This is a genomic window from Microbispora hainanensis, from assembly GCF_006874475.1.
Taxonomy (GTDB): domain Bacteria; phylum Actinomycetota; class Actinomycetes; order Streptosporangiales; family Streptosporangiaceae; genus Microbispora; species Microbispora hainanensis.
Genome location: NZ_VIRM01000023.1, coordinates 1 through 24,992, shown reverse-complemented (window position 1 = coordinate 24,992; position 24,992 = coordinate 1). Strand labels below are relative to the sequence as shown.

The window sequence follows — 24,992 nt, the reverse complement described above, 5'->3', positions numbered from 1 at the left end:
GCAGCGCCGCCCCGGACGGAAGCCTTCACATCATGAGCCTCATCCACGTGGATCCCCCGCACCGCATCGCCCCGGCGGACCCCGCCGTCCTGGCGGCGGTGGAGGCCGCCGTGCCGGGGATCACCCGGTCCCGGGTGAGCGACCGGCTGGGCATGGCCCACGACGCCTCGCACTACCTGCTGACGCCGCAGGCTGTCGTGGTGCCGGAAAGCGCCGCGCAGGTGGCGGCGCTGATGCGGGCCGGGTTGCCGCTGACCTTCCGCTCCGGCGGCACCAGCCTGTCCGGGCAGGGCGTCACCAGTCATCTGCTGGTCGACACCCGCCGCCATTTCCGGGGCGTCGAGGTGCTCGACGGCGGTGAGCGGGTGCGGGTGCAGCCCGGCGCCGTGCTGCGGCAGGTCAACGCCCGGCTGGCCGCCTATGGCCGCAGGCTGGGCCCCGACCCGGCCAGCGAGTCGGCGTGCACGATCGGCGGCGTCGTGGCCAACAACTCCAGTGGGATGACCTGTGGCACCCACGCCAACACCTATCGGACGCTGGAGTCGATGACGCTGGTGCTGCCCAGCGGCACCGTGATCGACACCGGCGCGCCGGACGCCGACGCGCGGCTGCGCGCCCTCGAACCCGACCTGGCCGAGGGGCTGGAACGGCTGCGCGACCGGGTCCGCGGCAACCCCGACTCGGTGCGCCGGATCACCGCCCAGTTCGCGATCAAGAACACCATGGGCTACGGCCTGAACAGTTTCCTCGATCACGACAGCCCGGCGCAGATCCTCGCCCACCTGGTGGTCGGCAGCGAGGGCACCCTGGGTTTCGTCGCCGAGGCGGTGCTGCGCACCGTGCCCGCGCACCGTCTGGCCGCGACCGGGCTGCTGGTCTTCCGGACCCTGCGGGAGGCGATGGCCGCCACGCCCGAGCTGGTCGCGGCCGGGCCCGCCGCCGTCGAACTGCTCGACGCCGAATCGCTGCGGGTGGCCGCCACGGACCCCGGCGCCGACGACGTGCTGCGTACGCTGGAGGTGCGCGATCACGCGGCGCTGCTGGTGGAGTGGCAGGAGTCCGACCCCGAGCTGCTCGCCGGACGCGAGCGGGAGGCCGGGCAGGTCTTCGCCGGGATGGATCTGGCCGCCCCGGCCCGGCTCAGCGGCGACAGCGCCGGCCGCGCGGCCCTGTGGCGCATCCGCAAGAACCTGTACGCCTCGGTCGCCGGCGCCCGGCCGTCCGGCACCACCGCGCTGCTGGAGGACGTCGCCGTCCCGGTGCCGGCGCTGGCCGATCTCTGTGACGAGCTGGCCGGGCTGTTCGACCGCTACCGCTACGAGCGGAGCGTGATCTTCGGGCACGCCAAGGACGGCAACCTGCACTTCATGCTCAACGAGCACTTCGGCACCGACCTGCGGCGCTACGCCGACTTCACGGAAGATCTCGTGGACGCCGTGCTGTCGCGGGGCGGCACCCTCAAGGCCGAGCACGGCACCGGCCGGGTCATGGCCCCCTTCGTCCGCCGCCAGTACGGCGAGGAGCTGTTCGAGGTGATGCGGGAGGTCAAGCGGCTGTGCGACCCCGGCGGCACGCTCAACCCCGGCGTCGTGCTCACCGACGACCCCGAGGCGCACCTGCGCGACCTCAAGCCCGTCGCCACCGTCGAGCCCGAGGTCGACCGGTGCGTGGAGTGCGGCTACTGCGAGCCGGTCTGTCCCAGCCGCGACCTGACCACCACGCCGCGCCAGCGCATCGTGCTGCGCCGCGAGCTGGCCGCGGCCCAGGCGGCCGGCGACCACGCGCTCGCCCGGCAGCTCATCGAGGAGTACGGCTACGACGCCGTCGACACCTGCGCTGTGGACGGCATGTGCGCCACCGCGTGCCCCGTCCTGATCAACACCGGTGACCTGACCAAACGCCTGCGCGCCGAGCGGCACGGCCGCACCGCGCGGGCGGGCTGGAAGGCCGCCGCGAAGCACTGGGACGCGGTGACCCGCGCCATGGACCTCGCGATGGACGTGGCCGCCGCGTCCCCGGCCCGGCTCGCCGAGGGCGCCGGCCGGGCCGCCCGCGCCGTCGCAGGCCCCGATGCCGTTCCCCAGTGGAGCCGCGACCTGCCGCGCGGTGGCACGCCCCGGCGCGCGGCGCCGCGTCGCGATGCCGACGCCGTCTATGTGCCATCGTGCCTGAACACCCTGTTCGCCCCCGCCGACGGCGGGCCCGGCGTCATGGCCGCACTGCTGCGGCTGGCCGAGCGGGCCGGCCTGCGGCTGCACGTGCCGGAGGGCGTCGGCAGCCTGTGCTGCGGCACCCCGTGGTCCTCCAAGGGCTTCGGCGACGGCTACGAGGTGATGCAACGCCGGGTGCGCGAAGCGCTCCTGACCGCGACCGACGGCGGCAGGCTTCCGGTCGTCAGCGACGCCGCCTCGTGCACGGAGGGGTTCGAGCGGCTCACCGCCGCGGGGTCCGGACCGGCCAGCGGCCCGGGCTCGCCCGCCGTCCGGGTGCTCGACGCGGTGACCTTCGTGGCCGAGCACGTCCTGCCGCGCCTGCCGCAGCCGCCGGAGGACCGCAGACTGGCCTCGCTCGCCCTGCACCCGACCTGCTCGTCCACCCGGCTCGGCCTCGACGCCGCCATCGCCAAGGTCGCCGAGGCGGTCGCGAAGCAGGTCGTCGTCCCGGACGGCTGGCAGTGCTGCGCCTTCGCCGGCGACCGGGGACTGCTGCACCCGGAACTGACCGCCTCCGCCACCCGCGCCGAGGCCGCCTCGGTGGCCGAGGGCGGCTTCGCCGCGCACGCGTCGGTCAACCGTACGTGCGAGATCGGCATGACCCGCGCCACCGGGAAGACCTATCACCACCTGCTCGAACTGCTCGACAAGATCACCGCCTGAGAGGCGCTGAGGCCGTCTCACGCCGAGGGCCCCGGACGCCGGTGCCACCCGCCGGGCGAGTATCGTCGCGCCCGGACGGAACAGGCCGGAACGGACAGGAGTGCCGATGAAGTTCATGAAGGCCCGGGAGGTGCCGGGGCGGGTGGCCACGGGTGCGTACATCCTGCACTCCGGCCTGGAGAAGTGGAACGGCGGCGACGAGCAGGCCGCCGGCCTCCACGGCACGGCCGCCAACGCCTTCCCGTTCCTGAAGAACGTCCCGCCGCGCCGTTTCCTCAAGCTGCTGTCCGCGGCCGAGATCGCGACGGGCGTGGCGCTCCTGACGCCGTTCGTGCCGGCCGCGGTCGCCGGAGCCGCGCTCACCGGATTCTCCGGCAGCCTGGTCGCGCTCTACCTGCGTACGCCCGCGCTGCACAAGCCCGGCAGCATCTGGCCGACCCCGGCGGGCGTCGGCATCAGCAAGGACGTGTGGATGCTGGGCATCGGGCTCGGGCTGCTCGCCGACGCCGCGACCCGGCGGCGCGACGGCTGACCCGCCGCCCCGGAAGCCCGTCAGCGCCCTCGCAGCGCACGGCGCAGACGACTCGGCAACGTGAGGGGCTCGTCCTCCTCCGGCGCGGCGTCGTCGTCCGGCAGGTCGTACCAGTGCGTGTCGCCGGGGAACGGGTCCGGCTCCGCACCGAGCTCGTCCTCGGCTGCGGCGTCGGCGTCCGGTGCCGCGAACGGCGGGAACTGCTCGGAAACGGCCACTGGTGCGGTCCTCACGGGTGAAGCGGGCGCGTCCCGGGGGACGCCTGCGAGAACTGTACGCGTGGCTTCTGGACCACTGCCCCGGTTTGTCCCCTCCGATGTTCGTCCCCGGCTACAGAAGATCCGCCGGGCGGGCATGGAGGATGCGGGCCAGCAGCGCGGTCATCTGCTCGCGCTCCACCGGCCCGAGGCAGGCGAACCACTCCCGCTCCCTGCGGGTCTGCTCGGCGAACGCCTCACGCACGGCCGCCTCGCCCGCCTCGGTCAGCGCGACCACCACCGCGCGGCCGTCATCGGGCACCCGTCGCCGTTCGACCAGGCCGCCGCGTTCGAGGGTGTTGACGGCGTTGGTCACCGCGGACCTCGACATGGCGGAGATCTCGGCGAGCCGTACGGGCTGGGTGGGGCCGAGCAGCCAGAGCTTGAACATCAGCCGGAAACCGGGCAGCGTCAGGCCGCGCGGCCGGTGGATACGGGTCTCCAGGTCGGTGACCAGCACGTAGGCGAGCTGGAGCAGATGATAGGCCAGCGCGAACGCCTCCGCGTCGGCCGGAGGCGACATCTCCGCCAGGCGCTCGCGCGCGTAGGCGGCGTACCGCAGGTCGGGTGGCGTCGCCGCGCCGGGATCCGGCCGGATGCCGGGCTCGCTGTCCATCGGTCAAGTCTTGCGCAGCCGCAGGAGTGCCGTGAATATTGTTACGGCCATAACGACCTCTCCTCATCTCTCCCCGGAGGCCCTCGTGCGCATCGTCATCGCCGGAGCGGGCATCGGCGGGCTGACCGCCGCGCTCAGCCTGCACGCGGCCGGGTTCGAGGACGTGACCGTGCACGAGGCCGCCCCCGAGATCCGGCCGCTCGGCGTCGGGATCAACCTCCTCCCCCACGCCGTACGGGAGCTGACCGAGCTGGGGCTGGCCGACCGGCTGGCGGAGATCGGCGTGGCCACGGCCGAACTGGCCTACTTCAACCGCTACGGCACGCCGATCTGGTCCGAGCCCCGGGGACTGGCCGCAGGCTACGCCTGGCCGCAATACTCCGTCCATCGCGGGACGCTCCAGATGCTCCTGCTGAAGGCGGTCGTCGAGCGGCTCGGCCCGGACTCCGTACGGAGTGGCAGCAGGATCACCGGCCCCGGTGACGAGGACCTGCTGATCGGCGCGGACGGGATCCACTCGGCCGTGCGCGCCCATCTCTACCCGGGCGAGGGTCCGCCGCCGTGGAACGGCCTGGTCCTGTGGCGGGGCGTCACCTACGGCGAACCGTTCCTCACCGGCCGGTCCATGATCATGGCCGGTGACGGCACGCAGAAGTTCGTCGCCTATCCGATCGAGACCGGCGAACGCACACTGATCAACTGGATCGCGGAGCGGCCGCTGGACGGCGAGGCCCCGGACCGGGGGAACTGGAACCGCCCGGCCGACCTGACCGAGATCGGCAGGCACTTCGCCGGCTGGCGCTTCGACTGGCTCGACGTGCCCGGGATCATCGCCGGGGCCGAGGCCGCGTACGAGTACCCGATGGTCGACCGCGACCCCCTGCCCCGCTGGACCTTCGACGGCATCACGCTCCTCGGCGACGCGGCGCACGCCATGTATCCGATCGGCTCCAACGGCGCCTCCCAGGCGATCATCGACGCCCGCGTGCTGGCGTACGCCCTCGCCCAGGGCGACCTGGCGGCGTACGAGGAGACGCGCCGGCCGGCCACCACGGCGCTTCAGCTGTCCAACCGCGAGATGGGCCCGGAGGTCGTCATGAAGCTCGCCCACGAGCGGGCGCCCGAAGGGTTCGACGACATCGAGCAGGTCATCCCCCACGAGGAGCGGGCGGAGATCGCCGCCTCCTACAAGCGGACCGCCGGATTCGACCCCGCCTCGCTCAGCGAACGCCCCTCGTGGAGCGTAGATCGGAGTGCCGCCTCGTGAATCTCGAACCGCTCGCCACCTTCCACGTGGATCTCGATCCCGTGCTCGACCTCGGCGACTCGCAGTGGGGCCACCGCCGCGTGGTCAACATCGTGGGCGGCACGTTCGACGGTCCCCGCCTGTCGGGAACCGTGCTGCCCGGAGGGGCCGACTGGCAGGTCGTCCACGCCGACGGCATGATCAGCATCGACACGCGCTACACGCTGCGCACCCACGACGGCGCGCACGTCTACATCACCACCAGCGGAGTCAGGCACGGCTCCCCCGAGGTGCTCGACCGCCTCGGGCGGGGCGATGACGTGGACCCGTCGGAGTACTACTTCCGGCTGTTCTGCCGCTTCGAGACCGGCGACGATCGATATCTGTGGCTCAACCGCACCCTCGCCGTGGCCTCGGCCGCCCGCGTGGCCACCGCCGTACGCTACGACGCCTACGCCCTGACCTGACCTCGTCCTGAGGAGCCCGCATGCCGAAGCTCGACCGCCCCCCGCTTCCGGTCACCGTCGAGCACGACACCCCCATGCCGATGCGGGACGGCACCATCCTGCGCGGCACCGTGCACCGGCCGGCCGAGGGCGGCCCGTTCCCCGCCCTGCTCGTGCGCACGCCGTACGGCGAGGACTCGTTCCGCACGGAGCCGGTGACGCCCGCGCTCCGGGCCGGGTTCGCGGTGGTGCTCCAGCACTGCCGGGGGCGCGGGAGCAGCGACGGCGAGTTCCGGCCGTGGGCGGACGAGGGCGCCGACGGCCACGACACGATCGCCTGGATCACCGCGCAGCCCTGGTCGAACGGCGAGGTCGTGATGAGCGGCATGTCCTACCTCGCCGGATGCGCGCTGCAGGCGGCGGCGACGCGCCCGCCGGGCCTCAAGGCCGTGGTCGCCGCGATGACGCCGCACGACTTCCACGACGGCCTCAAATATCACGGCGGGGCCTTCGCGCTGGGCTCGGCCCTCAACTGGGGTGCCTTTCAGTCCATGCTCGGCCTGCTGCACGCCGCCGAGGCGGGAGAGGACGCCGGCGCGGGGCTCGCCGCGGTTCTTCCCGTCCTGCACGACCAGGACGCCGCGGCGCGCACCCTGCCGGTCGGCGACATCCCCGGCATCCCCTGGTGGCGCGACTGGACCTCGCATGTGGAACGCGACGCCTACTGGGAGGATCTGGCCGAGACCCTGCGCCACGATCGCGTCGAGGTGCCGGTCATGCACGTGGCGGGCTGGTTCGATCTCTTCCTCGGCGGGACGCTGGAGAACCACCGCCGCCTTGGCGGTCCCCTGGTCATCGGTCCCTGGTCCCATCTCGCGCCGGGCGCCGCGGGCACCGGACGACTGTTCTTCGGGCCCGCCGCCTCCGGGCAGGCGATCGGGCTGGAGCAGCGGGAGCTCGCGTTCCTCAAGGGCGAGGACACCGGCCCCGCTGTGAAGATCTTCGTGATGGGCGACGACGTCTGGCGGGACGAGGACGCCTGGCCGCTGGAACGCGCCGTCGAGACCCCTTACTACCTGCACACCGGCGGGCTCCTCTCCCCCGAGCCTCCCTCGGCGTACGAGCCGGCGACCTTCACCTTCGACCCGCGCGACCCGGTCCCGACCGTCGGCGGCCCGACCCTGCTGGCCGATCCCACCAACGTGGGCCCACAGGACCAGCGCGACATGGAGCGGCGGGCCGACGTGCTCTGTTACTCGACCGAGGTGCTCGCCTCCGACGTCGAGGTGACGGGCCCGGTGTCGGTGACCCTGCACGCGGAGACCTCGGCCGCCTCGACCGACTGGACGGCCAAGCTCGTGGACGTCCATCCCGACGGCCGGGCGATGAGCGTGATCGACGGCATCGTCCGCGTCGCCGAGTCGTCCGGGACGTTCGTCATCGATCTGGTCGCCACGAGCCAGGTCTTCAAGGCCGACCACCGGATCCGGGTGGAGATCTCCAGCTCCAACTTCCCCCGTTTCGACCGCAACCCCGGCACCGGCGGGAGCGTGGCGACCGAGGCGGACCTGGTCGTCCAGCACCAGAAGGTCTTCCCCGACTCGTACATCACGCTGCCGATCGTCCCCCGCTGACCCCGGCGGTCAGTCGATCCACGCGTCCGCCACATCCGGCCGCTCGCAGTCCCGTACGCCCAGTCACGGTGGTCGAGGAAGGCCATTGCCACGGGCCGGAACCTGCGGCGACGCCCGCCGGGGCGGTCTGGGTGCTGCCGGGAGTCAATGAAGTTGTCCGATTTGGTGCAGGTGATCGAAAATGATCTGATCGACCGGAGACACACGGTCACGGTCGGCGTAACTCAGCCAGGCGATTTCTTCGATCTCACTGCTGGGCGTCGGTTTTCCGTGATGGTCGGCAACGTAACAGGTCATCTGCACGGTGACGCCCTCGGTGTGGCCGTGCGCTTGGGCCTGGTAGGTCCCTACGTGGGTGGCGGTGGCGGGGATGATGGTGATGGAGAGTTCCTCGTCGATCTCGCGGACGAGAGTGTCGATGTCGGTTTCACCGGGTTCGCGTTTGCCGCCGGGGATGTAGTAAGCGTTCTTGCCTCGTGACCGGGTGCTGAGGATCCTGCCGTTGTCCAGATGGATCCAAGCGATCTTGTCGATGGTGCTGTTCACCGTGTGCTCCTGTCGTGGGAGAGAAGTGTGGGGCATGCGGCCGGGTTCGTCGGGGCATTCGACGGTAGCGCCCGCTCGGTCATCCGGGACACTTGTCCTCGATCCGGCCTGTGCGGCGAACATCTGCTGGCGGCTGATTCCGCGACGTTGCGACGCCCTGGCACAGTTGATCACGAACGTGCACAATGACCTCCGTGAAGGTGTACGTCGGGGTGACTGACGACAGGTGGTACCGCTTTCTGGCGGGACGTCCCGACCTGAGCGAGGTCAATTTCTGGCGGCCCTCCAGCGGACGGGAGTTCCGCGCGATCGACCATGGCGAACCGTTCTTCTTCAAAACACACCATCCGCACAACCGTGTGGTGGGCGGTGGCTTCTTCAGCGGGTTCGCGCCTCTCCGAGTGTCCGAGGCCTGGGAGTTCTTCGGACAGGGCAACGGCACTGTGAGCCTGGAGGAACTGCGTCAACAGGTGGGCAAATACCGCAGCCAACCCATAATGCTCGGCGAGGACCCGGTCATCGGCTGCGTCATCATCCGCGACGTGTTCTTCTATCCCGAGAACCGGGTTGCCGGGCCGCCACCGGACTTCGCTTCCAACATCGTGCAGGGCAAAAGCTACGACCTGGCCGCTCACCCGGCCGCCGGTTACTTCTACGACTTACTGAACCGGGCCGGGATCGGCGGGGACGTCGACCTGTCCGGGCCGTGGCATCGCGACGGGCCCGTCTTCGGCGACCCCAGGATGGCCCCACGAAGGCTCGGTCAGCAGGCGTTCCAGGCCGTCGTCCTCCATGCATACGAACGGCGTTGCGCGATCACCGGCGACCGGATCAGGCCGGTCCTGCAGGCCGCGCACATCCGTCCGGTCACGAAGGGCGGCGAGCACCGGCTGGACAACGGGCTCCTGCTCCGCTCGGACGTGCACACGCTCTTCGACCGCGGCTATCTGGCGGTCGACCCCAAGCATCGGTTACTGGTAAGTCCGCGCCTGCGCGAGGAGTTCGGCAACGGCGAGGAGTTCTACCGGCGGGCCGGACAGGAGATCGCGGTCCCCGACCGGCTCCGCGACCGGCCGAACCGGGAATCCATCGAGTGGCATCTCGACGAAGTCTTCCTCCGTACGTAGGCCCGCCGGCACCCGGAACGGCGGGGCCGCGTCACCGCGGCGGCCAGTGTCAGGAAATGTCTCCGAGCAGCTTGTCGGAGGAGTCCACCGTGGCGGCGGCCCGGAGCCAGGCACTCAAGCGATCGAAGTCATGGCATTTCCGGATCCGCTCGGAAAAGTCGTCGGACACCTCGATGCCCCGGGCCGACAGGACCGTCAGGATCGCCTCGGCCTGACCCTCCGCCTTGCCTTCCGCCTTGCCCTCCACTCTGCCTTCGGCTTTGCCCTTGGCGATGTTCTCGCGGGCCCAGTCGCTGAGGTATTCGTAGGTCTCGCTCTTCAAGTGCTCCTCCAAGTGATCCCAGACCTCTCGAGGCAGCGCCGCACGAACCATGTCAGCGTACATACCCCCCAGGTCACGGTCGAGATTGTGCAGCGCCGCGAACAGGGCGTTGAGGATCTCGGGCCCCTCCGGCGTGGCGGCATGGTGGATCGCCGAGAGCACCGCGAGCTCGATGTCCTCGGCCGCCTGAGAAGGGTCGGTGATGACCGGCACCTCGTTCGGGCCCGCGACCAACGGCGTCAGCACCAGACCGGGATGGCCCAGGTCGATCGGGCGGGCACACCAGCGGGCGACCGACGCCTCCGGGCACACCACCAGCAGGATGACCGGGCATTCGAGGCGGCTGCGCAGGCTTACCAGATACATCGGCCAGGACCACATCTTGCCCGGGTCCTGGCGACGCTGGACCTCGACGATCACGGCGAGTACGGGCTGAGGGTCGGCCTCCGGCCGTTTACGGCGGAACACGACGACCGAGTCCGCGCGGCGTTCGGCAGGGGTGACCTCGGTGAGATCGGCCGATTCCAGGCCCGCGTAGTCGTAGTCGGGCAGCTCGACTCGAAGGGACCGAGTCAGCAGGTCGGCGGCGAGGTCGGGTCGTTCGCAGAACAGGCGAACGAGGGCTTCGTGTTCGGCTAGTGCCACGGCGGGACCGTACCGACACGGAGAGCGACCATAAGGTCACCATAACTTTCCGTTACCGATTCGTTACTCCCCGCAACGCAAGCTCGCGCTTTTCGGCTGCTGCAGCGACAGGGGGACCGTTCGCCGCCCGGGCGGGTGAGGAGGGCTCGGACGCTGAATATGCCAGCGGACCCTTACGGGCCCACCTGGAATCGAACCAGGATTGAGAAGGAAGCCTCCGAATGGCCTCACCCGCCGGGATGCAAGGAACGGGGTGCAAGGAAAGCGGAAGAGCTGGAACCATACCGGCGCCTGTACGGGCAGACCGGTTCCGAATGAGGTGAGAAGGAAGCCCTCCCATGGCCTTGCGATCAGCACCGTATCAGGCCGGAATCAGTTCGTGCAGCGTGGCTGGCGTATAGATCCGCGCCCCGTCCGGGAGGTCGGCGGGTGCCTCGAGCCCGATGTACGTGACGTGTCCGCCCGTGGAGGCGGAGGACCTGGCCCGCAGCAGGTCGGCCAGGTAGCCGACCCGGAGGTAGTCGCGCTCCACGATCGAGCGCACGAGCAGCGACGTGGTGACCCGGTTGCCCTCCACCTGGTTGAACGACGGATGGCCCGACGCATAGAGGTGCAGCCACTTCGCCCGCCAGGCATCGTCGTCCCCGCGCAGGAAGACGAGCGGGAGCGCGATGCGGCCGGATCCACGCAGGTCGGACTTCATCCGCACAGTACGCGGTTCGAACGGCCTGCCCTCCTGGGCGGCGTCCCTGGTCATGTAGCCGAAGAACGCCTCGGCGGCCTCGTCGAACCGCTCCCCCGCGTAGATGTCGACCTGCGGAATGATGATCGGCTTGGTGGCGCGGGACAGACGCACGTCGATGAACTCCGAGGCGCCGTCGGGGGCCTCGGTGAGGTCGCCCGAGTAGGTCGCGAAGTCGTTGGCGTAGGACGTCCACGAGATGTGGGCCGGGTTGTCATAGTCGGCGTCGAGCATCAACGCGGACAGGTCGTAGTCGGTGCGCTGCTCGCGCTGCCGCCAGTGCACGAAGAACCGCAGCAGCTCACCCTCCACGGGCGACAGCGAGCCGCGGGGCAGCATCCCGAGCCCGGGCGCGACCGCCTTGCCCGAAAGGGGCAGCGCCACGTCGAGCACGGCGGGGTCGACGATCAACTCGCCGGGGTCGGGCAGGCGGCGGCCGATCTCTTCGTCCAGGATGGCGAGCACCCGGTTGAGGGCGTCTTCCTTGAGCGGGGCACGCGTGTCGGCCGCCGTCCACGCTCTGCCGTACCGGTTGGTGAAGACCCGGTCCACGAGAGCGAGCCGGTTCTGCAGGTGCTCACGCAGGGAGAGCAGCACGCGGCCGGAGGCATGGGCGGCGGCTTTCTCCGCTGCCTCCAGCACGGCGCTGCCGCCACCCGCGCGCATCAGGTGGTCGAGGCGCCGCAGCAACGCGCCGGGCGTGTGCTCCAGCAGTGAGACGGCCTCCTCCGTACGGCCCGCGGCCAGCGCGGCCTCGACCCGGCTGTCGAAGCTCGACGCCTCGCGGACGCCCCTGGCCACCTCGAAGACCTGAGCCGCCCGGGGGAACTGCGGATACTCGTGGGGGTGCAGCCGCTCGCCGAGCCGCTTCCACTGCTCCCGGTGGCGGAGCACGTCTCCATGCTTGGCGGCCGGGACGGTATCCAGGGCGGCCAGCAGGACGCGGCGTTCGGCACGGCGGAAGGAGCGCAGGCGGGTGGGGGTGGCCAGGGTGACGTCACCGCCGGAGCAGAGCGCGGCCAGCCGGAGCACGTCCGTCACGGTGTCGACGAGCAGCGGCCGCCCGGCGGCCAGCCGCACTTCGTTGACGACGGCCCGGTTCTCCCGCACCGGCACGCGCTCGGGCTGGTCTTCACTGCAGAAGGCGGCCAGTTCGCGCAGAGCGGCCAGATCCTCGGCGGCGAGCGGGACCTCGGACCCGGCCAGCGAGAGGTAGAGCTCTCGCGCTTCGTCCCGCAGGCTCCCGCCCAGCTCCAGTACCGTCACCCGGTCCTTGGCCAGGGGGACCAGCTCGGCGTGCGCGGCCAGCAGGTCGGCGTAGGTGTGCTGGTAGCCGCCGTACCGCGGCAGCGTCAGCAGGTTGAGGACGCCCGGCTGGAGCCGTGCGGCGGCGACCGGGTCGAGCATGGCCTCGCACAGCAGCCCGGCCCAGAACTCCAGGGTGTCCGGGACGTTTCTCGGGAAGTCGACGAAGTAGGCGTTGTGCTCGACGTGGTCGCCGACCAGGCGGCGCACCGCGGCCAGGACCCGCACGCCGAGGTCGATCACCTGCGCACCGGGCAGCCGGGCCAGGCGGTCGAGCAGCGCCGGCGAGCAGGCGAACCCGACGCTGAGCAGCGCCGCGTCGAGCTGCCGGGCGGCCGCCTGACCCCATTCGGACGTCTCGTCCCCCGCGCTGTCGATGGGAACGCGGAGACGCCGGGCGATGATCAGATCTTCCACGCCCGCACGATATAGGGCGGATATGGGCTGTTCGCCACTGGAATAAGCAGCCCGTGCTCCCCTATCGGCTGCTCCTTCACCAGCGGATGAAGTCCGGCGGGACGTGGTCCACCAGCCAGACGCCGTTGGCGCTCACCCGGAAATGATGCCCCGCCGCGTGCATCGCACCCGCGTCGACCACGAGCACCACGGGCTTCCCCCTGCGTGCGCCGACCCGGGTGGCGGTCTCCCGGTCCGGTGACAGGTGGACGTGGTGGCGGGCCATCGGCCGCAGCCCTTCCGCGCGGATCGGCTCGACGTACCGGGCGACCGTGCCGTGGTAGAGCACCGGAGGCGGCTCGACCACCGGCAGGTCGAGGTCGACGGGCACCGAGTGTCCCTGACTGGCCCGGATGCGATCGCCCTCGATCACGTATCGCCGCTTGTCGTTGCCGGCGACCACCTGCTCCAGCTCGGCGCGGGAGATCGGGAACCCGTGCGAGGACGCCGCCGTCAGCAGCGCGTCGATGTCCACCCAGCCGTGCGGGTCGAGTTCGACGCCGATGCGCTCGGGCTGGTGGCGCAGATGCTTGGCGAGGTACTTCGAGACCCGCACCAGCCGCTGTTCGTCCACACCTTCCTCCAGTCCCCGAGGTCTCGACGTCGAGATCACCCTATGGTGCCGGTCATGGACTGGGTCGAGCGTTTCGCGAACATCCGCCGCTGATCGAGTGGCACAGCCGCCAGGTCTTCCGCACTCCGGCACGACACGGATAGCCGATAGGCTTCAGGCCCTATGGACAGCTCGATCCTGGAGAAGGTCCGCGAACTGCGCGGACAGGGCAACTCCCCCAAGCAGATCGCCCGGGCCCTGGGCATGGCGCCTGCGGCGGTCGCGCCGTACATCAGGGCGGTGGCCGAGCAGACGGGCGGGCAGGCCGCCGAACCCGCACTCGCGGGGTGCTGGATCAACGCGGGCTGGAGTGAGGGGCTGACCGTCCCGGACACGACCGGATGGGCGGACGACGCCCCGGACGGCCAGGAGACCGCGGGCACGGTGAGCGTCATCGTGGCGCGCAAGCACGGCTGGGACAAGCTGTCGGTCTGCGCCTACCTCGTCGACGTCTACTGCCTTGGCGTCAAGCACGCCCTCGGCCCCGACGTGATGAGCGAGGTGGAGCTGCACCGCTTCCTCCCCAGGTATTTCCGGATCTACCCGCGGGGCTGGCGGGAGGCGCAGCTCGACCTGGTGCGGCACCTCGTCTTCGGCGCGGTCGACTACGCCCGCGATCTCGGCTTCGAGCCGACGCAGGACTTCGCCGCGACGGCCGGGCACCTCGGCACGTGGGAGGAGAAGTCCGCCATCACGTTCGGCAAGGACGGCAAGCCCCTCTACGTCGCGGGCCCGGACGACGACGTCAGGCACGTGGTGAAGACGCTGGAGCGGAGGGTCGGCCCGCCGCCCAACTTCGACTTCTTCGCCCCGATGCCGGAGTCGCAGATCTCTCTGGGCGGTCACCGGCTCGCCTGACCTCTTCGGCCGCGTTCACCGATCGCGAAGCGGTGGGCGTCGAGGACGGTGGGCGGGAACGACTGAGAGAGCGGGCGCGTACGAGACCTGGCGGCACGTCCCGGCGGGGATCTCGCCAGCCGCATCGCAGAGATGGCCGGCACCGTCGGGAGATGATCCACGGGTCCGCGCAAGGACGTCGTCCGCAGCCGCCACCGACGGTCGCCGTGGTCGGTCAGAATGGCACGGTGGCAACCCCAGCCGAGACGACCCGCGCTCAGCCGTTCGCTCATCTGAGTACCCCCAACGCGGCGCTCTACCGCGCGGTGCTGAGCGCGTTCGCGCACGCCAAGGACCGGTTCATCGTGCACCTGCGCCCGGAGGACGTGGCAGCGGAGCTCGGGCAGGAGAGCGACGAGCCGCTCGCCCAGGCCCTGAACAAGCTCGTCGAGTGGGGCAACCTCCGGGCCGACGCCGACACGAGCCGGGTCACCACGGTGGAGGACTTCCACCGCAGGCGCCTGCTCTTCCAGCTCACGCCCGAGGGACAGGCGGCAGAACAGGCGATCGCCTTCTACGAGGAGGCGATCGGCCACAGGGGTTCGCTGCAGTCGGTGGCGCTGAGCGACATCGCCGAACAGCTCTCCTCTTTGGCAGTCCTGGCGGGGCAGCCCGATCCCGACCCCGCTAAGACCCACCTGCTCCTGCTCACTCTCGCCGAACGGTTCTCCTCTCTCGCCGACAACGCCCAGGCGTTCATGGCCTCACTGCGGCGGGCGATCGACTTCTCCGACAGCGACGTCGAGGGTTTCGTGGCGTACAAGGAGCGGCTCATCGACTACATCAACCGCTTCATCGCCGACCTCGCCAACATGGGCGCCCGGATCGCGCGTCTGATCGGTGAGCTCGAAGGCTCCGGCCACGAGCGACTGCTGATGCTGGCGGCGCGGCGCGAGGCGGCCGACGCGGTGCCCGAGGGCGCTGACGCGGACGAGGCCTACGCCAGGGCCGAGGCCACGGCGTTCGCCTCCTGGCGCAACCGCTGGCGCGGCCTCAAGGACTGGTTCGTCTCGCGTGGAGCAGGCCACCCGTCGCAGGCACGGCTCCTGCGGCAGGCCGCGGTCACCGCGATCAAACAGCTCATCGACGCCATCGGGCTACTGAACGAGCGGCGCTCCGGGCGGTCGGACCGCTCCGCTGACTTCCGGACATTGGCGAGGTGGTTCGCCGAGGCTCCGGACGAGGCGGCCATGCACCGGCTGTGGCGGGCCGCCTTCGGCCTGTCGTCCTCGCGGCATCTGACCGTGACCCCGCAGACTGTCGACCTCTGGCAGGAGGAGGACGTCGCGCCGTCCACCCCATGGCGGGACGCGCCGCCGATCCGGATCAGCCCCCAGTTACGCAGGACCGGGTCGTACGAGCGCCGCGGCAAGCCCAATCGGGTGCAGGATCGTTCGCAGGCCCGCACGTTCCTGCTGGAGCAGGCGGAGCGCGAGGCCGCCGAGACCGCGGCAGCGCGGGCCCGGCTGCGCACGGACGGGCCGACGCTGCTGTCCGAGCTGGACGTGCTGGAGCCGAAAGCGTTCCGGCTATTCCTGTCGTTGCTGGGCGACGCCCTGGCCGCCCGCCGCCCCGGCGACACGGAGGTGACCGTCGTCACCGGCGACGGGTCGATGGAGGTGCGGCTCTCGCCGGTGGACGGCGGCGGTGTGGTCGAGATCCGCACCGAGGACGGCGTACTGACCGGCCCGCAGCACGTCATCGAGATCAGGGACCTGGCGGTGAGCCGATGATCGGCGGAGCGGTGCGGCGTTACCCGAGAGATCCGGTGAGGAGAGGATGATCGCTGACGAGGAGGCGGCGCAGCGCCGCGCCGCGCTGCGCGCCCTGCTGGCCAAGCCGCTGCTCACCGCCGAGCATGACGCGGACGCGCTCGCGCTGGTCCGGCGCCACTTCACCGCGCTGCGGGAGTGGTTGAACCGCGAGACCGGTTGGCGGCTGACAGCCGACACGGAGACGGCGCGGCTGTTCAAGACGGCGCCGGGCACCGCCGACACCACCTATCCGGCCCGTGGCCGAGCGAAGGAACCGTTCGGCAGGCGGCGCTATGTCGCACTGTGCCTGGCGCTCGCCGTGCTGGAGCGCGCGGACGCGCAGACCACGCTGGGCAGGCTCGCCGAAGAGGTCCTGAACGCGGCGGCCGAGCCGGAGCTGACGGCGACCGGGTTCGCGTTCACCCTGGACAGCCGGGCGGAGCGGGCCGATCTCGTCGCGGTCGTGCGCATGCTGCTCGACTGGGGGGTGCTGCGCAAGGTGGCCGGAGATGAGGACGCCTACCTGTCCGCGACCGGCGACGTCCTCTACGATGTCCGCCGACCGGTGCTCGCTGCGCTCCTGACCGGTTCCCGCGGACCGTCCACGATCAGTGCCTCCTCCTTTGAGGAGCGGCTCGGCGAGCTCACCGCCGAGCCCGTCGCCGACACCGACGATCTGCGCAACCAGGCGCTGCGGCGGCGTCTCACCCGCAGGCTGCTGGAGGACCCCGTCGTCTACTACCGTGAGCTGAGCCAGGACGAGCTCGCATATCTCACCTCACAGCGTCACGCGATCCTCCGCAGGATCGAGGAGGCGACCGGCCTGGTGCCGGAGGTGCGCGCAGAAGGCGTCGCGATGGTCGACCCGGAGGACGAGCTGACCGACGTGCGCATGCCCGAGCAACGCACCGACGGCCACGTCACGCTCCTCGTCGCCGAGCATCTGGCCGGTAGGGAGCGGGCGTCCCTGGAGAGCCTGCACGCCTTCGTACGGCAGGCCGCGCGCGAGCACGCGGTCTATTGGCGCAAGGGCGTGACCGGCCCCGGCGCAGAGGAGGAGCTCGTGGAGGTGGCCCTCGGCAAGCTGGCCGCGCTGCGGCTGGTGGAGGTCGACGACGGCCCGCCCGGTGAGGTTCGGGCGCTGCCGGCGATCGCACGCTACGCGCTCGACGCGCCGCGCGTCCGCGAGTCCCGGCGCCGCGATTCGGGCGAGGCGGTGACCGTGTGAACCTTCCGGTTCCCGCAGCGGAACGCTGGAAGCCCTTACGGGCCGGGCTCGTCGACATGTTCTACTACGACGTCGAGGAGTTCCACTTTCACGACGGACGGCTGCTGCTGCGTGGCAACAACGGCACCGGCAAGTCGAAGGTGCTCGCACTCACCCTGCCGTTCCTGCTCGACGGCGAGCTGGCTCCGCACCGGGTCGAGCCGGACGGCGACCGGCAGAAACGGATGGAGTGGAACCTGCTGCTCGGCGGCAGGCACCCGCATCCCGAACGGCTCGGCTACACCTGGATGGAGTTCGGCCGCCGCACCGCCGACGGCGGTCTGGAGTTCCGGACGATCGGCTGCGGTTTGAAGGCGGTGAAGGAGCGCGGCATCGCTCGGCACTGGTTCTTCGTCACCACCCAGCGGATCGGCGCGGACCTGTCGCTGGTCTCCCCCACTGGGGTCACGCTGACCAGGGAGAAACTGCGCGAGGCGCTCGACGGGCACGGCCTCGTCTACGACCGGGCGTCCGACTACCGCAGAGCTGTGGACGAGGCCCTGTTCGGCCTCGGCGAGCATCGCTACGAAGCCCTGGTCAACCTCCTCATCCAGCTTCGCCAGCCGCAGCTGTCGAAGAAGCCGGACGAGCGGCTGCTGTCCCGCGCGCTCACCGAGGCCCTGCCGCCACTGAGTCCCGCCCTCGTCGCGACGGTGGCCGAGGCGTTTCACGGGCTTGACGAGGAGCGGGACGCGCTGCGCGCGCTGGAGGAGGCGCGCACGGCCGCGAACGACTTCCTCGTGCACTACCGCAGGTATGCCCGCGTCGCGGCCAAACGCAAGGCGGCGGCTCCCCGGCTGACGCAGAGCCGCTACGAGCACCTCGGCCGGGATCTCGCCGAGGCCGAGACCCGGTACGCGGCCGCCCAGATGGAGCTGGACGCCGCGCGAGAACGCCTCGCCGAACTCGCTGCGGAGAAGAACAGGCTGGAGGCCCGTCGGGAGGCACTGCAGCGGAGCCCGGAGATGCGGGACGCCGAGCGACTCGAGCAGGTCGGCGAGCAGGCGCGCCGGCTGGCGGAGCACGCCCGTCTGCGGGAGCGGGAGCGAGACGGCGTCGCGGAGGAGTCCCGGCGGCGCGGGGAGCGAGCCGAGCGGTCCCGCCTCGGGGCGGAGCGGGCCGAGGCGGCCCTGCGAACGGCGCAGGAGAAAGCCGCCTCCGCCGCCCGGCGGGCGCTGTGCGAGGACGATCACCTGCGGATCGCCGGCTGGTCGGAGGCGGATCTGCCTGCGGCGCGCCGGGAGGCGGACGCGCTCGCCGAGCGGCGTGCCCAGGCGATGGCCGAGATGGGCCGCCTGCTCGGGGACGTCGAACGGGCGCGGAACCGGCTTGACGGGGCCCGCGCGGAGGTCGACCGGTTGACCGGCGAGCTGCAGGCCGCCGCCGAACGGGTGGCCACCGCGGAGGGAGCGGTCGAGGCGGAGACGGCCAAGCTCGCCACCGCCTATTTCACCTACCTCGCCGGGCTGACGGAGCTGCGGATTTCCGACCCGGACGGCCTGCTGGCCGCGATCCAGAGCTGGACGGCCACCGCCGACGGGCCGAACCCGGCGGTCGCCGCCGTGGATGACGCGGTACGTGCGGCGACGGCCGAGCTCACCCGGCGGGAGACGGAGCTGGAGACCGCTCTGCGGGCGCAGCGAGAGTCCGGTCAGGAGATCGAGAACGAGATTCGTCGCCTGGAGGCCGGTGGCCACGACGCCCCGCCCGCCCCGCATACGCGCGCCGGGGATGCCCGGGCGAGCCGGCCGGGCGCACCGCTGTGGAAGGTGGTCGACTTCACCGACGCGGTTCCCGCCGCCGACCGGGCCGGACTTGAGGCGGCCCTCGAAGCGGCCGGAATCCTCGACGCGTGGGTCACCCCCGACGGCCGACTCGTCGCCGCAGACGACCCCGACGACACTGTGATCCACGCCGGCCCCGTCGTGGCCGGCCCGAACTGCTCCGCCGTCCTGCGTCCGGCGATCGACCGCGCCGACCCGCAGGCCGCCGCCCTGCCGGACACCGCGGTCGGTGCCGTGCTCGCCTCGATCGGCCTTGAGCCCGGGACACCAGCGGGTCGGAGCGCTCCGGTCACCTGGGTCGCCGCCGACGGCCGCTGGTGCAACGGTGTCCTGGCCGGAGCCTGGCGCAAGGAAAGCGCCGACCACATCGGTGAGGGCGCCAGAGAAGCGGCCCGCCGGGCCCGCCTGGCGAGGCTACGCGAGGAGCTCACCGACGTTCAGGCGCAGATCGCCGCCCTTCGCGACGCCCTGGCCGTGCTGACCGTACGGCACCGCACGCTCGCGGAGGAGCAGCGGGCGCTCCCGTCGGACACACGGCTGCGCGAGGCCCACGTCAAGCTGGCCGCCGAGCGCGAGCGCCGGCGAGAGCTGGACACGGCGCACCGCGCGGCCGCCGACAACGCAGCGCGCAGGCGGGCGGAGATGCAGGCCGCGGGCGCCCGGGCGGCGGAGTTCGCCGCGGACGTCGGCCTGCCCCTGTCCCCGGACGCGCTCGACGAGATCAGGAACGGCCTGTCCGACTACCGCCTGGCCCTCGCCGCGCTGTGGCCGGCGGCGGAGGCGTTCGGCACGGCCCGGGCTGCCGCGGGCGAGGCCGAGGAAGAGCTTCTGCTGGTGCTGCGACGGCTGGAGGAGGCCGACGCCCTGGCGATCGAGATCCGGGGGCAGGCGCAGGCGGCCGACGAGACCTACCGGGCTCTGAAGGAGACCGCGGGCGCGGCGGTCGAAGAGCTCTACCGCAGACTTGAGGCCGTACGGCGGGAGATGGCGGAGCGGGAGGAGACCGAACGGACTGTCCGCCGCCGCGAGCAGGACGCGCTCATCGAGCGGAGCAAGGCCGACGGCGCGCGTGAGACGCTCCGGGGTGAGATCGAGGAGGCCGGTAAGGTCCGCGACGGCGCCGTGGCCGACTTTCAGGCGTTCGCGGCGACGGGTCTGCTCACCATCGCGCTGCCCGAACTGGATGTGCCAGAGACGGGTTCACCGTGGGCTCCGACCTCCGCTGTGCTGCTCGCCCGCGCCGTCAACGCCGCGCTCGACGGCGTCGACGACGGCGACGGGCCGTGGGACAGGATCCAGAAGCGTGTCACGGAGCAGCACAAACTGCTGTCGGACGCGATGGCGCGGCACGGCCACCCGGTTGGGCTGACGCTGCGGGACGGCGTGCTGGTGGTGGACGTCGTCTTCCAGGGGCGGACCAGGGACATCCCGGAGCTGGCCCGGGCTCTGGAGGAGGAGACCGGGCATCGCGGGCTTCTGCTGTCCGCACGGGAGCGGGAGATCCTGGAGAACCACCTGCTGAACGAGGTCGCCGGGACGTTGCACGAGCTGATCGCGGGGGCCGAGGAGGAGGTGCGGGAGATGAACGGGGAGCTGGAGTCCCGCCCTACCTCTACCGGGATGCGGCTGCGGCTGGTCTGGAAGACGGCCAGGCAGGCACCGGACGGGCTCGACCGGGTCCGGGAGAAGCTGCGGCAGACCCTGGACGCCTGGTCGGCCGACGACAGGGCGGCCGTCGGGGCCTTCCTGCAGCGGCAGATCGTGCGGGAGCACGCGGAGAATCCGGCGGCGGGCTGGACCGAGGCCCTGACCAGGGCGCTGGACTATCGGAACTGGCACGAGTTCGCGATTCAGCGCCTCCAGGACGGCCAGTGGCGACCCGCCACGGGCCCGGCCTCCGGCGGTGAGCGTGTGCTGGCCGCGTCCGTGCCGCTGTTCGCCGCGGCCTCAGCCCACTACAAGTCGGCGGGCAGCCCCCACGCGCCCCGGCTGGTGGCGCTCGACGAGGCCTTCGCCGGGGTCGACGACGACTCGCGCGCCAAGTGCCTTGGGCTGCTCGCGACATTCGACCTGGACGTGGTGATGACCAGCGAGCGCGAGTGGGGGTGCTACGCGCAGGTGCCCGGCCTAGCCATCTGCCAGCTCTCCCGGCGCGACGGGGTCGACGCGGTGCTGGTCACGCCGTGGCGGTGGGACGGCCGCGAGCGGCGAAGGGTTCCGCGGCCGGTCTCCGGAATGCCCGTGGAGCGCCCTGAGCCGTCCGCGCCGGATCAGGAGGGTCTGTTCGGGTGAGTGAGCCTGCGGACACGCCCCAACCGGATGCTCGCCCTGCGGGCACCGCCTGGGCGGACACCGCCCGACCAGATACAGCGCATGCGGACGCCGCGGACACGGCCCGACCGGATACGAGCCGAGCGGACGACACAGCGGAGCGGCTGCGGCGGCTGCTCGGCAGTGCGGAGACGGCGTGGCTCGTCGAGCGAATCCGCCGCAGGCTCGAACTCGGCAAGCCGCTCACGGGCATCGTCACGCTCGGCGGCGCCTCGGCCGCGCAGCGCCGCGCGATCGAGCGGCTGCTCGGCCGCAGGGCCGGGGCCGGAGCCTCGCTGTCGGTCTCGCTTGACGAGGTGAACCGGCTTCTGCGGGCCAGCGGCGCTGCCCCCGGTGGCCTGGCCGAGGCGGTGGTTCGCCTCGGTGGTCCGGTACGCGACCTGCGGCGCGAGCGCGCTGAGTGGGACGCCGCTTGGCGCTCGGCGTTCGCCCGGCTGGATCTGACAGTCGCCTCGCGGCCCGAGCTGTCCGGCTGGCGTTCCTGGCTGGAAGCGACCGGGATGGTCCGGCGGCTCGCCACAGGACCGGAGGACGCGCGGGTCCTTCTGGACAGCCTGGCCGAGGTGCTGAGCCGACTGCCCTCGCCCGGCATTCCCGTTGGCCGACTGGCCGCGGAGTGCGCCAACGACGCGCACGCCCTCGACGAGGGCCGGGCGCTGGGCACGCTCGCGCTGTCCGCCGCCCGGGCCCTGGGCGGCCTGCCATACGTGGGCGAGACCACGGCCGACGCCCGGCGCCGCGCGTGGGCGGCGGTCGGAGTGCATTTGGACGACCTGTCCTCGCTCGTCCTCTGCCTGAATGTTCCCGGGGACGGCCGGAGCCCCACCGGGCGTATGCTCGACGCCGCCCGCGCGGCCGGCGAGCCGTGCGTGCTGACCCTCCGTCAGCTGCGCCGTCACGAGACCCCATTGCGTGCGGATCTGGTACGCGTGTGCGAGAACCCCATCGTGGTGGCCGCCGCGGCGGACGAACTGGGGGCCGGTTGCCCGCCCCTCGTCTGCGTCAACGGCAGGCCCTCGGCGGCGGTGTGGCGCCTGCTGGGATTGCTGGCCGAGAGCGGCGCCGAGTTCGCCTATCACGGTGACTTCGACTGGGGCGGCGTCGGCATTGCCGCAGCCGTGTACGAGCGTCTCGGCTGGCGCGCCTGGCGCTACGACGCCGCGGCCTACCTGGCGGCGGCCTCCGCCGCCCCGCTGACGGGGCGTCCGCGCGCCACGCCCTGGGACCCTGCCTTGTCGGCCGCCATGGTGCGGCGGGCCGTACGGGTGGAGGAGGAGATCGTCCTCGGCGATCTGCTCGCCGACCTGCGGGCGGGGTGAGGCGGGCCTTGGCCGGAACCGGCACGGGTCCGTCCGCCCAGGACAGCCTCAGCGCGGGGGTTGCAGCAGGTGCCGGGCCCACCGGGGCAGGGCACGGACGGCGGGCGGCCCGCCCCGGCGGATACATTGCTCGCGAGTGAAAAACACGATCAGACAGGCGATGCTGGTCGAAAGGCTCTCCGCGCACCAGGCGATGCCGATGCTCTACCGTGCCGGCGGCCGGCTCCGCTGCACTCCACGGGCGTGGGACTGGTCCTGCCGGCCTTCGTCGAACCCGGTGCCAGGAGGAGATCCTCGCCCGGCCGCTCGTGCACGAGCCGGAGCGGAGCGCGGTTTCCCCCGCCGAGTTACGGCGGACGCCGGCGGAGGTGCGGCGGGAGGCTGGCCAAGGTCCGCCGCCGCACTCCCGGGCCGCCGGTCACCCTGGCGGCCCGAGAAGGTGACCGCTCGCTCATCTGTGCGCGAACAGACGGTCCGCCGGACGTCCCGGCGTGCCAGACTGCCAGGCATGGCAGTCTCGGGCCGACCAGTGGTCATCGACATCCGGACGCGCCGGGCCGCCGAGGAGCGCGGCAAGGCGACCCCCGACGGCTCGGACCCGTTGCTGCGCACGGTGTACGGGGAGATCCTCCGCGACGAGCGGCTGGACCAGGACCGCACACTCGATGACGTGGCGCGTGCGGTGGGCATGTCGAAGCAGTATCTGTCGGAGGTCGAGCGCGGCCGCAAGGAGCCGTCGTCGGAGATGCTGCATTCGGTGTGCGACGCGCTCGGGCTGCCGATCGAGCACCTGCTCACCCGTGCCGTCCGGCGGATCACGGCGTCGCGACGGATCGCGACCGGCAGGTCGTCCGGCACGCCACGGGTGGAGCTGCTGGCGGCGTGAGCGCTACGACGGCTCGCGCGCGGAGATCACCTCGTCGGCCAGGCCATACTCGACGGCCTCGCGGGCGGTGAAGATGCGGTCGCGATCGGTGTCCTCGCGCAGCCGGGCGACGTCCACCCCCGTGTGGCGGCTGAGGATCTCCTCGGTCTGCCCGCGCACGCGCAGCACCTCGGCCGCCTGCAGCGTCAGGTCGGAGATGGTGCCCTGCCCCTGCGTGGACGGCTGGTGCAGCAGCACGCGGGAGTGGCCGAGCATGAACCGCCGTCCGGGGGCGCCGGCGGCGAACAGCACCGCGGCGGCGGAGGCCGCCTGGCCCATGCAGTACGTCGCGACCTTCGCGCGGATGAACTGCATGGTGTCGTAGATCGCGAGCATCGCGGTCGACGAGCCGCCCGGCGAGTTGATGTACAGGTTGATCTCCTGGTCCGGGCTCTCCGCCTCCAGGTGCAGCAACTGTGCCATCACGACGTTGGCGACGCCGTCGTCGATCTCCGTGCCGAGGAAGATGATCCGCTCGTTGAGCAGCCGGCTGAAGATGTCGAACGACCGCTCCCCCACCGGGGTCTTCTCGACCACGTACGGAATCGTGTACTGGCTCATGACGTGAACCCCATCCGGTTGGAAACGGCGTACGGCGCGATGGCCGGGAAGGAGTCGACGATCGAGTCGATGATCCCGTAGTCGCGGGCCTGCTCGGGGGTGAACCAGCGATCCCGGTCGCTGTCGGCGGCGATCTCCTCGATCGTGCGTCCCGTCTCCGCGGCGAGGATCTCCTCGGACTGCCGCTTCATGTACTTGAGGTTCTCGGCCTGGATGGAGATGTCGATCGCCGTGCCGCCGATGCCGGCCGACGGCTGGTGCATCATGATCCGGCTGTGCGCGAGGCTGATCCGCTTGCCGTGCGTGCCGGACGCCAGCAGCACCTGTCCCATGCTCGCCGCCATCCCCAGCGCGACGGTGACGACGTCGTTCGGCACCAGTTTCATCGTGTCGTAGATCGCCAGCCCGGCCAGCACCGATCCTCCCGGCGAGTTGATGTAGAGGATGATGTCGCTTTCGGGGTCCGCCGAGGCGAGCAACACCATCTCGGCGCACGCCCGCTCGGCCATCTCGTCGTCGACCTCTCCGGTCAGCAGCAGGGTCCGTTGCTGGAACAGCCTCTCGTTCAGCCGATCCCGGTAACTCGTGCTCGGTGAAACACTCATGGCGCAGTTGTATCCGCCGCGACCCCGCTACCTGTCGATATGTCTGCTGTCGGCAGACCGAATGGTACGTCGGCGACCGGCCGCCCATCGCGGCTAGTGGCTCGTCACCGAACCTCGGCCGGGGAATTGATCTCCTGGGGGTGTACCCGTCAGGCTGGCTGCCTCTGCGATGTTGGGAGGTGGTCA

20 protein-coding genes are annotated in these 24,992 nt (G+C 71.5%); 12 read left to right on the top strand and 8 right to left on the bottom strand.

The features are described 5' to 3' along the window. Positions 1–32: 32 nt before the first annotated feature. The gene (locus FLX08_RS19540; RefSeq protein WP_142620314.1) at positions 33–2,876 is read left to right on the top strand and encodes an FAD-binding and (Fe-S)-binding domain-containing protein; all 2,844 of its coding nucleotides are present in this window, start codon (positions 33–35) and stop codon (positions 2,874–2,876) included. A 106-nt stretch (positions 2,877–2,982) separates the two neighbouring features. Continuing rightward, positions 2,983–3,408, top strand: a complete 426-nt coding sequence (locus FLX08_RS19535) for a DoxX family membrane protein (RefSeq protein ID WP_208761543.1) — start codon at positions 2,983–2,985, stop codon at positions 3,406–3,408. A gap of 20 nt (positions 3,409–3,428) precedes the next feature. Here the strand turns inward: FLX08_RS19535 and FLX08_RS19530 are convergent, their stop codons facing one another. Both FLX08_RS19530 and FLX08_RS19525 read right to left on the bottom strand, forming a co-directional pair. Beyond that, the gene (locus tag FLX08_RS19530; protein WP_142620313.1) at positions 3,429–3,626 is read right to left on the bottom strand and encodes a hypothetical protein; all 198 of its coding nucleotides are present in this window, start codon (positions 3,624–3,626) and stop codon (positions 3,429–3,431) included. Positions 3,627–3,738: 112 nt separating this feature from the next. After that, the gene (locus FLX08_RS19525) at positions 3,739–4,281 is read right to left on the bottom strand and encodes a MarR family winged helix-turn-helix transcriptional regulator (protein WP_208761542.1); all 543 of its coding nucleotides are present in this window, start codon (positions 4,279–4,281) and stop codon (positions 3,739–3,741) included. Between the two features lie 85 nt (positions 4,282–4,366). Between FLX08_RS19525 and FLX08_RS19520 the strand changes: the two genes are divergently transcribed. Genes FLX08_RS19520 through FLX08_RS19510 form a run of 3 tightly spaced genes read left to right on the top strand, consistent with a single transcriptional unit; the run spans position 4,367 to position 7,607 of the window. After that, positions 4,367–5,548 carry a flavin-dependent oxidoreductase gene (locus FLX08_RS19520; protein ID WP_142620312.1) on the top strand — a complete coding sequence of 394 codons (1,182 nt, stop codon included), beginning with the start codon at positions 4,367–4,369 and terminating at the stop codon, positions 5,546–5,548. Further along, positions 5,545–5,994 carry a DUF3237 domain-containing protein gene (locus tag FLX08_RS19515; protein WP_142620311.1) on the top strand — a complete coding sequence of 150 codons (450 nt, stop codon included), beginning with the start codon at positions 5,545–5,547 and terminating at the stop codon, positions 5,992–5,994. Before FLX08_RS19520 ends, FLX08_RS19515 begins: the two co-directional genes overlap by 4 nt. Before the next feature lie 20 nt (positions 5,995–6,014). Next, positions 6,015–7,607, top strand: a complete 1,593-nt coding sequence (locus FLX08_RS19510) for a CocE/NonD family hydrolase (RefSeq protein ID WP_142620310.1) — start codon at positions 6,015–6,017, stop codon at positions 7,605–7,607. A gap of 144 nt (positions 7,608–7,751) precedes the next feature. Here FLX08_RS19510 and FLX08_RS19505 read toward each other — a convergent pair whose 3' ends face one another. Beyond that, the gene (locus FLX08_RS19505) at positions 7,752–8,153 is read right to left on the bottom strand and encodes an NUDIX hydrolase (protein ID WP_208761540.1); all 402 of its coding nucleotides are present in this window, start codon (positions 8,151–8,153) and stop codon (positions 7,752–7,754) included. A 212-nt stretch (positions 8,154–8,365) separates the two neighbouring features. Here FLX08_RS19505 and FLX08_RS19500 point away from each other — a divergent pair, with 212 nt between their 5' ends. Then, positions 8,366–9,280: an HNH endonuclease gene (locus tag FLX08_RS19500; RefSeq protein ID WP_244312755.1), complete on the top strand. Its 915-nt coding sequence runs from the start codon at positions 8,366–8,368 to the stop codon at positions 9,278–9,280. A 49-nt stretch (positions 9,281–9,329) separates the two neighbouring features. On the opposite strand, the gene FLX08_RS19495 is transcribed toward FLX08_RS19500, so the two are convergent. The 3 genes from FLX08_RS19495 to FLX08_RS19485 all read right to left on the bottom strand — a co-directional run bounded on the left by FLX08_RS19495 (position 9,330) and on the right by FLX08_RS19485 (position 13,324). Beyond that, the gene (locus FLX08_RS19495) at positions 9,330–10,247 is read right to left on the bottom strand and encodes an RpnC/YadD family protein (protein WP_142620308.1); all 918 of its coding nucleotides are present in this window, start codon (positions 10,245–10,247) and stop codon (positions 9,330–9,332) included. Positions 10,248–10,608: 361 nt separating this feature from the next. Beyond that, a complete protein-coding gene (locus FLX08_RS19490; RefSeq protein ID WP_208761539.1) occupies positions 10,609–12,711 on the bottom strand; it encodes a TerD family protein in 2,103 nt (700 codons plus the stop codon). Positions 12,712–12,787: 76 nt separating this feature from the next. Then, positions 12,788–13,324 carry an RNA 2'-phosphotransferase gene (locus FLX08_RS19485; RefSeq protein ID WP_142620306.1) on the bottom strand — a complete coding sequence of 179 codons (537 nt, stop codon included), beginning with the start codon at positions 13,322–13,324 and terminating at the stop codon, positions 12,788–12,790. A gap of 162 nt (positions 13,325–13,486) precedes the next feature. Between FLX08_RS19485 and FLX08_RS19480 the strand changes: the two genes are divergently transcribed. From FLX08_RS19480 to FLX08_RS19455, 6 genes are all read left to right on the top strand, one after another. Then, entirely contained in the window at positions 13,487–14,221 is a 735-nt protein-coding gene (locus FLX08_RS19480; RefSeq protein ID WP_142620305.1) for a helix-turn-helix domain-containing protein, read from the top strand. A 227-nt stretch (positions 14,222–14,448) separates the two neighbouring features. Then, positions 14,449–15,993: a TIGR02677 family protein gene (locus FLX08_RS19475; protein WP_208761538.1), complete on the top strand. Its 1,545-nt coding sequence runs from the start codon at positions 14,449–14,451 to the stop codon at positions 15,991–15,993. Positions 15,994–16,039: 46 nt separating this feature from the next. Beyond that, positions 16,040–17,242 (top strand): TIGR02678 family protein, encoded by a 1,203-nt coding sequence (locus tag FLX08_RS19470; protein ID WP_142620303.1) that lies wholly within the window; start codon positions 16,040–16,042, stop codon positions 17,240–17,242. Further along, positions 17,239–21,357, top strand: coding sequence for a TIGR02680 family protein (locus tag FLX08_RS19465; protein WP_244312754.1), 4,119 nt, complete (start codon positions 17,239–17,241; stop codon positions 21,355–21,357). Before FLX08_RS19470 ends, FLX08_RS19465 begins: the two co-directional genes overlap by 4 nt. Next, a complete protein-coding gene (locus FLX08_RS19460; protein WP_244312753.1) occupies positions 21,354–22,715 on the top strand; it encodes a TIGR02679 family protein in 1,362 nt (453 codons plus the stop codon). The genes FLX08_RS19465 and FLX08_RS19460 overlap by 4 nt, the downstream gene beginning before the upstream one ends. Positions 22,716–23,223: 508 nt before the next feature. Next, a complete protein-coding gene (locus FLX08_RS19455) occupies positions 23,224–23,601 on the top strand; it encodes a helix-turn-helix domain-containing protein (protein ID WP_142620302.1) in 378 nt (125 codons plus the stop codon). 3 nt (positions 23,602–23,604) lie between these two features. Here FLX08_RS19455 and FLX08_RS19450 read toward each other — a convergent pair whose 3' ends face one another. Both FLX08_RS19450 and FLX08_RS19445 read right to left on the bottom strand, forming a co-directional pair. Beyond that, positions 23,605–24,201 carry a ClpP family protease gene (locus FLX08_RS19450; RefSeq protein ID WP_142620301.1) on the bottom strand — a complete coding sequence of 199 codons (597 nt, stop codon included), beginning with the start codon at positions 24,199–24,201 and terminating at the stop codon, positions 23,605–23,607. Continuing rightward, positions 24,198–24,806: a ClpP family protease gene (locus tag FLX08_RS19445; RefSeq protein WP_142620300.1), complete on the bottom strand. Its 609-nt coding sequence runs from the start codon at positions 24,804–24,806 to the stop codon at positions 24,198–24,200. The genes FLX08_RS19450 and FLX08_RS19445 overlap by 4 nt, the downstream gene beginning before the upstream one ends. Between the last annotated feature and the right edge of the window lie 186 nt (positions 24,807–24,992).